Source organism: Micromonospora sp. RP3T, assembly GCF_003027925.1.
Classification (GTDB): Bacteria; Actinomycetota; Actinomycetes; order Mycobacteriales; family Micromonosporaceae; genus Micromonospora.
Window position 1 is genome coordinate 84,300 of sequence record NZ_PYPS01000007.1, and the last position, 13,985, is coordinate 98,284.

General features: G+C 72.4%; 9 protein-coding genes. 3 read left to right on the top strand and 6 right to left on the bottom strand.

All coding sequences use genetic code 11. The features are described from left to right. Positions 1-6: 6 nt before the first annotated feature. From ilvC to C8054_RS08330, 4 genes are all read right to left on the bottom strand, one after another. Positions 7-1,020, bottom strand: a complete 1,014-nt coding sequence (gene ilvC, locus C8054_RS08315; RefSeq protein WP_107156163.1) for a ketol-acid reductoisomerase — start codon at positions 1,018-1,020, stop codon at positions 7-9. Between the two features lie 58 nt (positions 1,021-1,078). Next, positions 1,079-1,594 carry an acetolactate synthase small subunit gene (ilvN, locus tag C8054_RS08320; RefSeq protein ID WP_107156164.1) on the bottom strand — a complete coding sequence of 172 codons (516 nt, stop codon included), beginning with the start codon at positions 1,592-1,594 and terminating at the stop codon, positions 1,079-1,081. A gap of 2 nt (positions 1,595-1,596) precedes the next feature. Further along, positions 1,597-3,522, bottom strand: coding sequence for an acetolactate synthase large subunit (locus C8054_RS08325; protein ID WP_107156165.1), 1,926 nt, complete (start codon positions 3,520-3,522; stop codon positions 1,597-1,599). A gap of 180 nt (positions 3,523-3,702) precedes the next feature. Beyond that, positions 3,703-6,138, bottom strand: coding sequence for a bifunctional diguanylate cyclase/phosphodiesterase (locus C8054_RS08330; RefSeq protein WP_107156166.1), 2,436 nt, complete (start codon positions 6,136-6,138; stop codon positions 3,703-3,705). 111 nt (positions 6,139-6,249) lie between these two features. Between C8054_RS08330 and ilvD the strand changes: the two genes are divergently transcribed. Next, on the top strand, positions 6,250-8,097 hold the full coding sequence (ilvD, locus tag C8054_RS08335; RefSeq protein WP_107156167.1) for a dihydroxy-acid dehydratase: 1,848 nt from the start codon (positions 6,250-6,252) through the stop codon (positions 8,095-8,097). A gap of 81 nt (positions 8,098-8,178) precedes the next feature. Next, positions 8,179-8,901 carry a hypothetical protein gene (locus C8054_RS08340; RefSeq protein ID WP_233219535.1) on the top strand — a complete coding sequence of 241 codons (723 nt, stop codon included), beginning with the start codon at positions 8,179-8,181 and terminating at the stop codon, positions 8,899-8,901. A gap of 9 nt (positions 8,902-8,910) precedes the next feature. Here C8054_RS08340 and C8054_RS08345 read toward each other — a convergent pair whose 3' ends face one another. Both C8054_RS08345 and C8054_RS08350 read right to left on the bottom strand, forming a co-directional pair. Further along, on the bottom strand, positions 8,911-9,099 hold the full coding sequence (locus C8054_RS08345) for a hypothetical protein (RefSeq protein ID WP_107156168.1): 189 nt from the start codon (positions 9,097-9,099) through the stop codon (positions 8,911-8,913). 281 nt (positions 9,100-9,380) lie between these two features. Beyond that, a complete protein-coding gene (locus C8054_RS08350; protein WP_146179882.1) occupies positions 9,381-12,140 on the bottom strand; it encodes a matrixin family metalloprotease in 2,760 nt (919 codons plus the stop codon). 359 nt (positions 12,141-12,499) lie between these two features. Between C8054_RS08350 and C8054_RS08355 the strand changes: the two genes are divergently transcribed. Then, a complete protein-coding gene (locus C8054_RS08355; protein WP_107156170.1) occupies positions 12,500-13,897 on the top strand; it encodes a stress response protein in 1,398 nt (465 codons plus the stop codon). The last annotated feature ends 88 nt before the right edge of the window (positions 13,898-13,985 follow it).

A 13,985-nucleotide genomic window follows, 5' to 3' on the forward strand; every position in this document is an offset into this window, starting at 1 on the left:
GCCGGGTCAGGCGGTCTCGGTGATCGGGCGGTCGACCCAGCTCATCATGGCGCGCAGCTTCTGCCCGGTCTCCTCGATCGGGTGCGCCGCGCCCTCGGCCCGCCACTTGGCGAAGTTCGGCCGGCCGGCCTCGTCCTCGGCCACCCACTCGCGGGCGAACTCGCCGGACTGGATCTCGCCGAGGATCTTGCGCATCTCGTCCTTGACCCGCGAGTCGACGACCCGGGGGCCACGGGACAGGTCACCGTACTCGGCGGTGTCGGAGATGCTGTAGCGCATCCGGGCGATGCCGCCCTCGTACATCAGGTCGACGATGAGCTTCAGCTCGTGCAGGCACTCGAAGTAGGCCACCTCGGGCGCGTAGCCGGCCTCGGTGAGCACCTCGAAACCGGTCTGCACCAGCGCCGCCGCGCCGCCGCAGAGCACCGCCTGCTCGCCGAAGAGGTCGGTCTCGGTCTCCTCGGTGAAGGTGGTCCGGATCGCGCCGGCCCGGGTGCCGCCGATCGCCTTGGCGTACGCCAGCGCCAGGGCGAACGCGTTGCCGCTCGGGTCCTGCTCGACGGCGACCAGGCAGGGCACGCCCTTGCCGTCGACGTACTGGCGGCGGACCAGGTGACCGGGACCCTTCGGGGCGACCATCGCCACGTCCACGTCGGCCGGCGGCGTGATCAGGCCGTACCGGATGTTGAAGCCGTGGCCGAAGAAGAGCGCCTTGCCGGCGGACAGGTTCGGCGCGATGGCGTCGGCGTAGAGGCCACGCTGGGCGGTGTCCGGCGCCAGGATCATGATCACGTCGGCCTCGGCCGCCGCCTCCGCCGGGCTGAGCACCCGCAGGCCCTGCTCCTCGGCCTTGGGCCGGCTCTTCGACCCGGCGGGCAGGCCGATCACCACGTCGACGCCGGAGTCACGCAGCGACAACGCGTGCGCGTGGCCCTGGCTGCCGTACCCGATCACGGCGACCTTACGGCCCTGGATCAGGCCCAGGTCGGCGTCGTCGTCGTAGAAAACCTCAACGCTCATTGACTTCCCTTTCGTACGGCGGTGCCCGTCGGCCCGTCGAAAAACTGGTGGGTACGGATCAGGCGGCGCGCAGCGCCGGGCCGGCGGTGATGGCGCGGGAGCCGCGCCCGATGGCCACCGTGCCGGACTGGACCATCTCCTTGATGCCGAACGGCTCCAGGTCGCGCAGCAGCGCGTCGAGCTTGTCCGGCGTGCCGGTGGCCTCGATGGTCAACGTGTCCGGCGCGACGTCGACCACCCGGGCCCGGAACAGGCCGACCGTCTCCAGCACCTGCGCGCGGGCGCTACGGTCCGCGCGGACCTTGACCAGCAGCAGCTCCCGGGCCACCGAGACCTGCGCGTCCAGCTCAACGATCTTGAGTACGTTGACCAGCTTGTTGAGCTGCTTGGTCACCTGCTCCAGCGGCGAGGACTCGGCGTTGACCACGATGGTGATCCGGGAGACGTCCGGGTTCTCGGTCTCGCCCACGGCGAGACTGTCGATGTTGAACCCGCGCCGGGAGAACAGCCCGGAGACCCGGGCCAGGACACCCGGCTTGTTCTCCACCAGCACGGACAGCGTGTGCAGTGTCATTGTTAGATGTCGTCCTCGTCGAAGACGGGGCGGACGCCCCGGGCGAACATGATCTCGTCGTTGCTGGTGCCGGCGGCCACCATCGGCCACACCATCGCGTCCTTGCCGACCACGAAGTCGATGACCACCGGCGCGTCGGTGATCGCCATGGCCGCCTCGATGGTCTTGTCCACGTCGGCGGCGTTCTCGCAGCGCAGCCCGACGCAGCCGAGCGCCTCGGCGAGCTTGACGAAATCCGGGATGCGGTGCTTGTGCGTGCCCAGCTCGGTGTTGGAGTAGCGCTCCCCGTAGAACAGCGTCTGCCACTGCCGGACCATGCCGAGGTTGCCGTTGTTGATCACGGCGACCTTGACCGGGATGCCCTCCAGCGCACAGGTGGCCAGCTCCTGGTTGGTCATCTGGAAGCAGCCGTCGCCGTCCACCGCCCAGACCGTGGTCTCCGGTCGGCCCACCTTGGCGCCCATCGCGGCCGGCACGGCGTAGCCCATGGTGCCCAGCCCGCCGGAGTTCAGCCAGGTGTTCGGCTTCTCGTAGGAGATGAACTGGCTGGCCCACATCTGGTGCTGGCCGACGCCGGCCACGTAGATCGCGTCCGGACCGGCGATCTCACCCAACCGCTTGATCACGAACTGCGGGGAGAGCGTGCCGTCGGCCGGCTCCTCGAAGCCGAGCGGGTACCGCTCGCGCAGGTCGTCGAGCTGGTGCCACCAGTCCGCCAGGTCGGCGGCCGGGTGGGTGGCCTGCTCGGCGGTGACCGCCGCGATCAGCTCGTCGATCACGTGCCGCGCGTCGCCCACGATCGGGACGTCGGCGTGCCGGTTCTTGCCGATCTCGGCCGGGTCGACGTCGGCGTGCACCACCGCGGCGTCCGGCGCGAACGAGTCCAGCTTGCCGGTCACCCGGTCGTCGAAGCGGGCGCCGAGCGCCACGATCAGGTCGGCCTTCTGGAGGCCGTAGACCGCGGCGACGGTGCCGTGCATGCCGGGCATGCCGAGGTGCTGCCGGTGCGAGTCGGGGAACGCGCCGAGCGCCATCAGCGTGGTGACCACCGGGATCCCGGTCAGCTCGGCCAGCCGGCGCAGCCCCTCGGTGGCGCCGGCCTTGAGCACGCCGCCGCCGACGTAGAGCACCGGCCGGCGGGCCGTCGTCATCAGCCGGGCCGCCTCGCGGATCTGCTTGCCGTGCGGGTGCAGCGTGGGCCGGTAGCCGGGCAGGTCCAGCGTCGGCGGCCAGGAGAACGTGGCCGGCGCCTGGAGGACGTCCTTGGGGATGTCGACGAGCACCGGGCCGGGCCGGCCGGTGGCGGCCAGGTGGAACGCCTCGGCGAGCACCCGGGGGATCTCGTCGGCGGTCTGCACCAGGAAGTTGTGCTTGGTGATCGGCAGCGTGATGCCCTGGATGTCGGCCTCCTGGAAGGCGTCCGTGCCGATCGACGGCCGGGCCACCTGGCCGGTGATCGCCACGATCGGCACCGAGTCCATGTAGGCGTCCGCGATCGGGGTGACCAGGTTGGTCGCGCCCGGGCCGGAGGTGGCGATGCAGACGCCGACCCGACCGGTGGCCTGCGCGTAGCCGGTGGCCGCGTGCCCGGCGCCCTGCTCGTGGCGGACCAGGATGTGCCGGACGGTGGAGTCGTAGAGCGGGTCGTACGCGGGCAGGATCGCGCCGCCCGGGATGCCGAAGACCACGTCGACGCCGAGCGCCTCCAGCGAGCGCACGAGCGAACCGGCGCCGGAGACCTGCGCGGTGGTGGGCTGCCGTGCCGGTGTGCCGGCCGGGTCCGCGCCGGCCGGGACGGCCCGGCTCGCGGCGGGGGCGGCGCCGGTGCGGGCGGCGGGGGCGTGGTCGGCGGCGTCGCCGGTCGCGCCGGTGCCCGTGCGGGCTCGTCGGGCGGAGTGGGCGAGGGTCTCTGGCGTGGGTCTCGTCATGGCGGTTCAGGCCTTCGGCTGTGAGTGGGTGACGCGGTTGTCAGGTGGGGCGGCGTGCGCCCCGGCGATGGTCCGACGGCAACAAAAAAGCCCTCGTGCAGGATGCACGGGGCCAGCGCACTCTCGGGAGGAGAGTGCGCTCAGGTAAGTACTCGCAGCGACCGGTTCGACGACATGCGGCTAAGCCTGACGCATCTCACGCGATGAGTCAACTGATCCCACATTTTGGTTCACGGACGTGGGCGTGTCGGTCGTCGACACCCCCTCCACGCCAGCCGTCACCTGCGGGGACGCCTCCACGGCGGGGCGTGGGGCGGGCGGGTTGTTACGCAGCCGCGGCAGCAACGGCGACGGCGTACGCGTCGGCGGGGACGGCGGCGCGGGCGGGATCGCGGCGGGCCGGTTGCCGGGCGCGGTGGCCGCCTCCAGCATCGCCTCCAGGTGCTCGGCCGGCACCCCCCAGCCGAAGAGCGCGCCCTGGCCGAACCGGCAGCCGGCGGCCACCACGGCGGCCAGCTCGGTCGGGTTGGTGACCCCCTCGGCGATCACCTCCAGCCCGAGCTGGTGGCCGAGGCGCATGACGATGTCGACCATCGGGGCGAACGCCGGCCCCTCCCGGCCCACCGGCCGCACCGGCTCGTGCTCGGCGACCAGACTGTGGTCGATCTTGAGGATGTCGATCGGCAGCCGCCGCAGCTGCCCCAGCGAGGAGTAGCCGGCGCCGAAGTCGTCGAGCGCGATCCGGACGCCGGTCAGCCGCAACGCGGTCAGCCGCCGGATCAGCTCGTCCAGGTCGGTGGCGACGGCGTGCTCGGTCACCTCCAGCACCAGCCGCTGCGGCGGCACGTGGTGCGCGCGCAACGCGTCGGCCACCTGGACGACGTACTGCGGGGCGTGCAGCTCGCGCGGCGAGACGTTCACCGACACCCAGACGTCGTGCCCGTCGGCCAGCCAGCGGGAGAGCTGGTAGCACGCCTGGTGCAGCACCCACGCGCCGAGCTTGGCGATCATCCCGCACTCCTCGGCCAGCGGGATGAACTCGTCCGGCCGGACGTTGCCCAGCTCCGGGTGACGCCAGCGGAGCAGCGCCTCGGCGCCGACCGGCCGGACCGAGGGCAGCGAAGCCACCGGCTGGAAGACCAGCCGCAGCTCGTCGCGCTCGATCGCGCCGCGCAGCTCGTGCTCCAGCCGGGTGCGCCGGCTCAGCAACTGGTCGTACGTGGCGTCGTAGCGCTCGATCCGGTTCTTGCCGCGCTGCTTGGCGTAGCGCAACGCCAGGTCGGCGTTGCGCAGCAACAGCTCGACGTCGTGGACGCCCGGGCTGCCGGCCACCCCGATGCTGACCGAGAGGAAGACCGGCCCGTCCGCCTCCTCGTACGGGCGGCCGAGCACCCCGAGCAGCCGCTCGGCGACCGGCCCGGGCTCGGCCGAACCGTGCATCAGCACCGCGAACTCGTCGCCGCCGAGGCGGGCGGCCAGATCGCCCGGCCGCAGGTTGCCGCGCAGCCGCCGACCCACCTCGGCGAGCACCGCGTCGCCGACGTCGTGCCCGCGCATGTCGTTGACGTTCTTGAAGCCGTCCAGGTCGAGCCCGAGCAGCACGCAGGGCACCCCCGTCTCGGCGCACCGGTGCAGGGCCCGCAGCAGCCCGCGCCGGTTGGCCAGGTCGGTGAGCGGATCGGTGTGCGCCAGCTCGCGGAAGTGCGCCTCCCGTTCGGCCAGCCGGACGGCGTAGCCGCGCACGTCGTTGAGGGCGAGATACTGCCGGGCGACGAGCGCGAACCCCTCGACACTGCCGGTCACGATGCCGTACCCGTCGAACCGGCCGCCCTGGGTGAGGTGGTACATCGCGGAGGCGGCCATGGCGAACATCGGCACGAACGCGTACTCGCCGTCGCGGCGGATGAGGTCGACGTCGAACCGCGTCGCGTCCGCCCGGCGCCCGGCGACGGCGGTGGTCACCAGGCCGGCCACGGTCAGCACGGCGCCGGCCAGCAGCATGCCCGGGCCGCCCTGGCAGAGCCCGGCCGCCACGCCCAGGCCCCCGGCGGTCACCGCGATCGCGCCGCCGCCGAGCAGCGTCAGCCAGCCGCGCGGCGGGGCGGCGCGCAGCACCAGGATCAGCGTCAGCCCGGTGGTGAGCGCGGCGCTGACGGTGGCCAGCAGGATGGGCAGGCAGGCGACCGGGGTGGCGTCGCCGAGCAGCCGGGTCGGCGCGCTGAACGCCACCCAGCCGACGAACCACAACGCGGTCGCCATGATCACGCCGTCGAGCAGCAGCCGGGCGGTGGCGGCCCGGGTCGCCGCCGCGCCGGGCAACCGCAGCAGCGCGGCGCCGAGGCCCACCGCGGCCACGGTGGTGGACGCCGCGACGAGCGTGGCCCAGCCGGTGCGCTGGCCCTGCCGGTGCGCCCAGTGGTCCCCGGCGAGCAGCAGGCCGGCCAGGCCGAGGAGCAGGCTGAGCAGGGCGGTCCCGCCGGCCACGGCCAGCAGCAGGTGGGCCTGCCGACGGGGGCCGGTGCGGCGCCGGGCCGACGCGGCGAGCAGCGCGACGGCGCCGGCCGCGACGCAACCGCTCAGCGCCGCGACGGCGACCATCCCCGGGGACGACTGCACGTGTCCAACTCTGCCGGATCCGTGCCCTCCGTGGGGGACCGGGTGTGCAACTGTTGGGACACAGGGTGTACGCCCGGAAGTCGCCGGGCCGGCGGTGTCAGACTGGTGGACATGCCTGAGCTGCGGTCGAGGACATCCACCCACGGTCGGACGATGGCCGGCGCCCGGGCCCTCTGGCGGGCCACCGGGATGACCGACGACGACTTCGGCAAGCCGATCGTCGCCATCGCCAACAGTTTCACCCAGTTCGTACCCGGTCATGTCCATCTCAAGGACCTCGGCGGCCTGGTGGCGGACGCGGTGGCCGAGGCCGGCGGCGTGGGTCGGGAGTTCAACACCATCGCCGTCGACGACGGCATCGCCATGGGCCACGGCGGCATGCTCTACTCGCTGCCCAGCCGCGAGCTGATCGCCGACGCGGTGGAATACATGGTCAACGCGCACTGCGCGGACGCCCTGGTCTGCATCTCCAACTGCGACAAGATCACCCCCGGAATGCTGCTCGCCGCGCTGCGGCTGAACATCCCGACCGTGTTCGTCTCCGGCGGCCCGATGGAGGCCGGCAAGACGGTGGCGATCGAGGGCGTCGTCCACTCCAAGATCGACCTGATCGACGCCATGATCGCTTCCTCGAACGAGGCGGTCACCGACGACCAGCTCGGCGAGATCGAACGCTCGGCGTGCCCGACCTGCGGCTCCTGCTCCGGCATGTTCACCGCCAACTCGATGAACTGCCTGACCGAGGCGATCGGCCTGGCGCTGCCCGGCAACGGCTCGACGCTGGCCACCCACGCCGCGCGCCGGTCGCTCTTCGTCGAGGCCGGCCGCACCGCCGTGGAGATCGCCAAGCGCTGGTACGACGAGGACGACGCCTCGGTGCTGCCCCGGAACGTCGCCAACCGGAAGGCGTTCGACAACGCGGTCGCGCTCGACGTGGCCATGGGCGGCTCGACGAACACGATCCTGCACCTGCTCGCCGCCGCCCGCGAGGCCGAGCTGGACTTCGAGGTGGCCGACATCGACGCCGTCTCCCGCCGGGTGCCGTGCCTGGCCAAGGTCGCCCCGAACTCGCCGAACTACCACATGGAGGACGTGCACCGGGCCGGCGGCATCCCCGCCATCCTCGGCGAGCTGGACCGCGCCGGCCTGCTCCACCGCGACGTGCACGCGGTGCACTCCCCCAGCCTCGACCGGTGGCTTGCCGACTGGGACGTCCGGGGCGGCTCACCCACCCCGACCGCGGTCGAGCTGTTCCACGCCGCGCCCGGCGGCGTGCGTACCACCGAGCCGTTCTCCACCACCAACCGCTGGTCGTCGCTGGACACCGACGCGGCCGGCGGCTGCATCCGCGACCTCGCGCACGCCTACAGCGCCGACGGCGGGCTGGCCATCCTGCACGGCAACCTGGCGCCGGACGGCTGCGTGGTGAAGACCGCCGGGGTGCCCGAGGAGTGCCTGACGTTCCGCGGCCCGGCCAAGGTCTTCGAGTCGCAGGACGACGCGGTGACCGCCATCCTGGCCAAGCAGATCGTCGCCGGCGACGTGGTGGTGATCCGCTACGAGGGCCCGAAGGGCGGCCCCGGCATGCAGGAGATGCTCTACCCCACCTCGTTCCTCAAGGGCCGGGGGCTCGGGCGCGCCTGCGCGCTACTCACCGACGGCCGGTTCTCCGGCGGCACCTCCGGCCTGTCCATCGGGCACGTCTCCCCGGAGGCGGCCTCCGGCGGGCTGATCGCGCTGGTGCGCGACGGCGACGAGGTCGTCATCGACATCCCGGGCCGCTCCATCGAGCTGAACGTGCCCGCCGACGAGCTGACCGCGCGCCGGGTGGCCCAGGAGAAGCGCGACCGCCCGTACACCCCGACCGACCGGCAGCGCCCGGTCTCGGCGGCGCTGCGCGCGTACGCCTCGATGGCCACCTCGGCCAGCGACGGCGCGTACCGTCGCGTCCCCGAGTAGGTGCAAGGAGGGGCCCCCGCTTAACGCATTTTGTATAGGCGGGGCCCCCGCTTAACACCCCCGCCGGTAACGTGCGGCGGCGTGGAGACGACGGTGAGCTACGCGCGACTGATCCGACCGGCGATCGACCGGGTCTACATGGGCGCCCGCCTGAAGGCGCGCCCCCGGATGGCGGCGTTCTACGCCGAACGCGGCCACGAACTCGGCATGGAGAACACGCTCTTCTCCGGCGTGCTGGCCCGGCCGCTGCCGGCCGAGGCGCTCGCCGACGGCCTCGTCTACACCGGTGTGGACCTGAGCCGGGAGCTGGCGCAGGGCGTCTTCGTCCGCGACGACGAGGGCGCCTGGCACCTGACCGAACGCGGCCGGGAGTTGGCGTCGTTCGGTCAGCGCGCCACCGGCGAGGCCGCCGAGGAGCTGTGGGGGACGCGGCCCGAGGTGCTGCCCGGACTGAGCGTCGTGCCCCGGCTCGCGGAACTGGTCGGCCGGGTGTTGGCGCACGCGCAGGCCACCGGCGGGCCGGCGTTCCGGGCCATGTCCCCGCCGTACGAGCCGGCGGGCGCATCCCCGGCGCTGCTGCTCGTCACCCGGCTGGGCTCACTGCGGCACCACCGGGCGGACGCGCACCGGGCCGCGTGGCGGGCCGCCGGGCTGACCGCCGAGGAGATCCGCGCCCTGCCGGACGGGCCGGACCGCGCGCCGATCGAGGCCGACACCGACCGCCGCGACGAGCCGGCGTACGCGGTGCTCACCGAGGCCGAGCGGTGGGAGCTGCTGGCCGGCCTCGCCGCCCTGCCCAACTAGGGTCTCCGGCTACCGCTGCTCCGGCGACCTGCGCACCCAGAGCGCGACGCCCACCAGCAGACACGCGGCGCCGACGACTGCGACGGCGGACTTCGCCACGCCGGAGATATCAGCGACGAACGGGAAGGCACGTGTCGCGACCAGGGCCAGGAAGGCCAGCACGAACAGGACGACGGCGAGAATGCGATGCGGTGTCACCGGGCTATTCGATCAGACCGGGTCGACCGAGAGGACTCGCCCGGAGGTCGGGGCGTGGCCGGTCGGGTGGAACGGTATGGCTGTCTTCAGGAGCGAGTTGGCGTTGTCCTTCGCGATGAGGTTCACGTTGCGCACGGACCATCGCAGGTGCAGCACCGCGACGTCGTACTTGTCGTTGGGCGCCCAGCCGATGACCGGGACGCTCTCGCCCCGAACCAGGGTGTTAAGCGGGGCCCCCTCCTATACCGGATGCGTTAACAGGGGGCCCCTCCTTACCGCAATCAGATGATGCCGGTTTCGCGGGTGAGGTTGCGGACCTGCCACTCGCCGGCGACCACGTCGCTGTTGGGGCGGTACAGCAGCGCCGTGTTGCCGTTGACGGCGGTGTACGTGAGGTAACGGCGGGTGTCGCCCACCCAGGCCGAGATGCCGGTCCGGCCGGGCGGGAGGTCACCGGTCGGGATGTCCCGCACCTGCCAGGCGTCGCCGTCGGAGACGACCTCCCGCAGGCCGCCCTGGTAGTCGGCGCAGACGATCACCCAGGTGAGGTCGACCCCGTCGACGCTGAACAGCCGTTGCACGGTCATCGCGCGGGTGGGCGGCAACCCCAGCTCGGCGGTGAGCGACCGGGTGTGCCACACCCCGTCGCCGCCCAGCTCCCACATCCGGACGTCCAGGCGGTAGTCCAGGGCGAACAGGCGGTGCTCCTCACTGGCACGGGCCGACCCGAAGATCGGCATGGCCTCCAGCGGGGTCGGGTTCTCGGCCTGCGTCGCCCAGGTCAGCGAGATGTGGCTCCAGCCGTCGGCGTGTTCCTGGAGCAGGCGCAGCCCGTCCTCGTTGTCCCGGTACGCCACCGCGTCGAGGCCGGTCGCCTGGTCGACGTACCCGATGATGCTGCCGTTGTGGGTGCCCGCGCCCGGCTGCGAGATGTCCTGCCAGGTCCAGCCCGCACCGGGCGTCTCGGAGAGGCGGATGATCCGGCCGTCGGGGTCGCCGTAGACGATCCGCTGGGTGTCGCCGTTGCGGTAGGCGTAGGGCGAGCCGGCGATCGGGGGCGCGCCGCCGGTCTCCACGTTCAGGTCGTTCCACCACCACTCGCCGCCGTCGTACCAGAGCTGGTGCAGGTGGTCACCGTCGCCCCGGTAGACGTACGACGGCACGCCGTCGTGGGCGAAGAAGAGACTGGGGGCGTGGCCGCGGGCCATCAGTGGCGCGCCGAGGTCGGCGGTGAGCCGGGTGTACGTCCAGGTGTCCGCGTCGGCCGGGTAGTGCACCAGGAGATGCTGCTCGCAGTCCTGGAGGGCGATGTGGTCGACGCCGGGCAGCACCTGCATGCCGGTGCCGGAGAGGAACGGCAGCCGACCGTACGCGTGGTGGATGCCGGCCCGGTCGTCGGACTTCGGGACGCGGTACCAGGTGGCGTTGCGGTACATGACGTTCTTCTTCTTGCCGTGGTGCAGGCCGAGCGCGTGGCCCAGCTCGTGCGTCACGACGTGCCGGAAGTCGGAGTTGTACCAGGTGAGGTCGAAGTAGCCGGGGGCATCCCAGTTGATCTCCCGATTGAAGATCATCGGGAGCTGGGCCCGTTCCGCCGGCCAGTTCTGCCCGGCGTACCACTTGGTGACCGCGTACACCGACCTGAACCAGTTCGAATCGCGGAAGACCGGGTCGTCGCCGACGGAGATGAGGATGTCCGCCTGAGCCGGGTCGTCGACCCGCTCGAAGTCGAACGGGCCGTACCAGTCGGCGCCGAGCACCTTGTTCCACTCGGCGAACGCCGCCCGGACGAGTTCCTCCTTCAACTCGTCGGTGAAGCCGGGCCGGGCGTTCGGCATGTGCATGTCGCCCAGGTGGTAGGTCAGGTTGGTGTGCCGGTAGTGGTTGAGCACGTGGAAGCTCGGCACCGCCGCCACCGGGTCCGGGTTGCCGCAGCCGGGAGCGGTCAGGTGCGCGACGGTGGTGGCGTCCGGACGCCCGGTCACCGGCAGCTCGTGGAACTCCTGGTACGCCCGCAGCGCCCCGCCCAGCCCGCCCGCGACCGGGTAGCCGGCGTCGGTGAGCAGTGTGGACACCGCCGCCAGCGGCACCTCGGTGAGGTCCGGCCGGATCAGCGACACCGTACCCTCGACGTTGTCGCCCACGTAGACGCCGCCGTCCGCGCCCACCTCGACGCCGTACGGGCTGGGACCGGTGACCACCGGTTCGAGCGTGTGCGGCTGGTACGGGCCGGTGGCGTCGATGAACTGGGCGCCCCGGTCGGTGGCGGCCCAGGCCTGCGACAGGTGCGGGTGCGCGGCGAGGTCCCGCGCCCCGGCCGCCGTGCCCACCGCCCCCAGCCGCTCCCCCGTCTCGGGCGCGTGCACGCCGGCCAGCGGATGTACCGAGCCGCCGCCCAGGGAGGCCAGGTAGATCAGGCCGTCCTGGCCGACCGCCACCGGCCCCGGCTGGAGGCGCGACGGCGTGACCGGCGTGGCCCGCACCGTACCGTCCGGTTCGACCACGGCGAGCGCGTCCACCGGCGGGGTGGCCGCCTGGTCGGAGAGGGAGACATGGACGCGGCCGTCCGGGGCGACGGCGAGCCGCACCGGCCGTGACGGCAGGGCGATGATCCGGCGCCGCGCCGGGTCCCCGGCCTCGATGGCGAAGAGTCGCCGATGCGCCCAGTCGGCGGTGTACAGCACGTCGGCGGCCGGGTCGACGGCCACCGCGATCAGCCCGAAGCCGATCGGGATCTCCTCGACCCGGCCGGTGTCCAGCGCGCAGGCCGAGACGCTGTAACTCTCCTTGCCCCAGTTCATCACGTACGCGGTCCGCCGACCCGGATGCCAGGCGACCGCCCGCGGGTAGTGGCCGACCGGCATCGGGGCCGCGACCGGGGCGAGCGTACGCGGGTCGAGCACGTGCAGCTTTCCCCGACCGGAGGCGCCGTAGTGGGTGGCGAGCAGCACCGGACCGGCCAAAACGAGGCCGTGGACCGACCCGGGGTCCTCCGACGTGCCGAGGCGGACGTGGAACGGCGGCGGAACAGGAGTGGCCATGGTGACCTCGACTGGCGACAGGGTCCGGGCGGACCGTTTCGACGGACCGCTTCGGTCCACCACCAGTGGAGGTCGCCACCGTGCCGCTGTCAGTCGTTTCCCCGGCGCGGTGCGGTCAGATCTCGGATCCTCGCCGTGGTGGCGGCCGGGAATCGCAGTCAGCTAACAGACGGAAGGGCCGGTAAGGGCCGAACCGTTGACCCGGACGCCTCCGTCCGGCAGACCGATCCGGGCCGGGCGGATCGTCCGACACCCGACCCGGGCAGCTCTTTCCATGCGTACGCGCCCACGATCACGCCGCTTTCCGGCCCGGCCCGCAGGTAACTTCTCGTACCACCGCCTTCACGAGGAGTATCCGCATGTCCGAGGAGACCTGGCTCGCGGCCCGCCTGATCCCCACGTCCGGCATCAACGGCGCGGAGGAGCAGGAACGCCGGGCGACGTCCGCCCTGCTGGCGGTGATGAGCGCGGTACGGGAGTTCGGGCGGGTGCTGACCCAGTCCCTGGGCGCACCGGCCGGCACGGTGCAGACGTTCATCGAGGTGCCGTTCAAGCTCGGCACCCAGCAGCTCTTCCCGGACGGCCTCATCCGGGTCACGCGGGGGCAGCGACAGTGGACCGCGCTGGTGGAGGTGAAGACCGGCAGCAACGCGTTGCGGGCCGAGCAGGTGGAGGCGTACCTGGACATCGCCCGCGAGCACGGCTTCGACGCGCTCGTCACGATCTCCAACGAGATCGCCCCGGTGCCCGGCCAGCACCCGACCACTATCGATCGTCGGAAGCTGCGCAAGGTCGCGCTCTACCACCTGCCCTGGACGGAGATCCTGACCCAGGCGGTGATCCAGAAGGAGTACCGCGGCGTCGCCGACCCGGATCAGGCGTGGATCCTGGGCGAGCTGATCAGGTACCTCGAACACCCACGTTCGGGCGCACTGGAGTTCAGCGACATGGGACCGGCGTGGGTCCCCGTACGCGATGGGGTGTCGGCCGGGACGCTGCGGGCCGGCGACGGCGGCGCGGCGGAGGTGGCCGGCCGCTTCGACGCCCTGATCCGCTACGCCTGCCTGCGCCTCGGCCGGCAGTTGGGCACCGACGTCACGCCCGCTCTGAGCCGCCGTGACCTCGCCGACCCGGCCGCCCGCACCCAGTCGCTGGTCAACCAGCTCGTCACCAGCGGAACCCTGACCGGAAGCATCCGGATTCCGGGCGCGGTCGGCCACCTCCACGTCACCGCCGACCTGCGGGCCGGGCAGATCGTCTGCCACGTCGACGTGGACGCTCCCCGCACCGGCCGGCCGACCACCAGGGTGAACTGGCTGGTCCGCCAACTGAAGGACGCGCCGGAGACGGTGCGGATCGAGGCGTTCGCCATGCACGCCCGCGGAGGCGGCGCGACGGACCTGCTGCGACAGGTCCGCGCCGAGCCCGGCATGCTGATCACCGACCCCGCCCGTGAGCTGCGGGCGTTCCGGGTCGCGCAGAGCACGGCGGCGGGCACCAAGCGGGGCAGCGGGCGGGGCGCCTTCATCGACTCCGTGCTGCGCGCGATCGACGACTTCTACGAACAGATCATCCAGAACCTGAAGCCGTGGATGCCCGCCCCGCCGCGCCTGCGTACGCCGGAGGATGTCATGCCAGTGCAGCCGGTCGCCGCGAGCCTCGTCTCGACCGCCATCTCCTCCCAGGACAGCCCCGACCTCGGCACGCCGTCGGAGACATCCGCCGGTCACGGGGCCGATGCGCCCTCTGCGGAGTGACCACAGCGGTCCTTTCGAGGGCCCGGCGGGGATCTCCATCGCTCGTGCCTGTTAAGCGGGGCCCCCGGCTATGCAGAATGCGTTAACC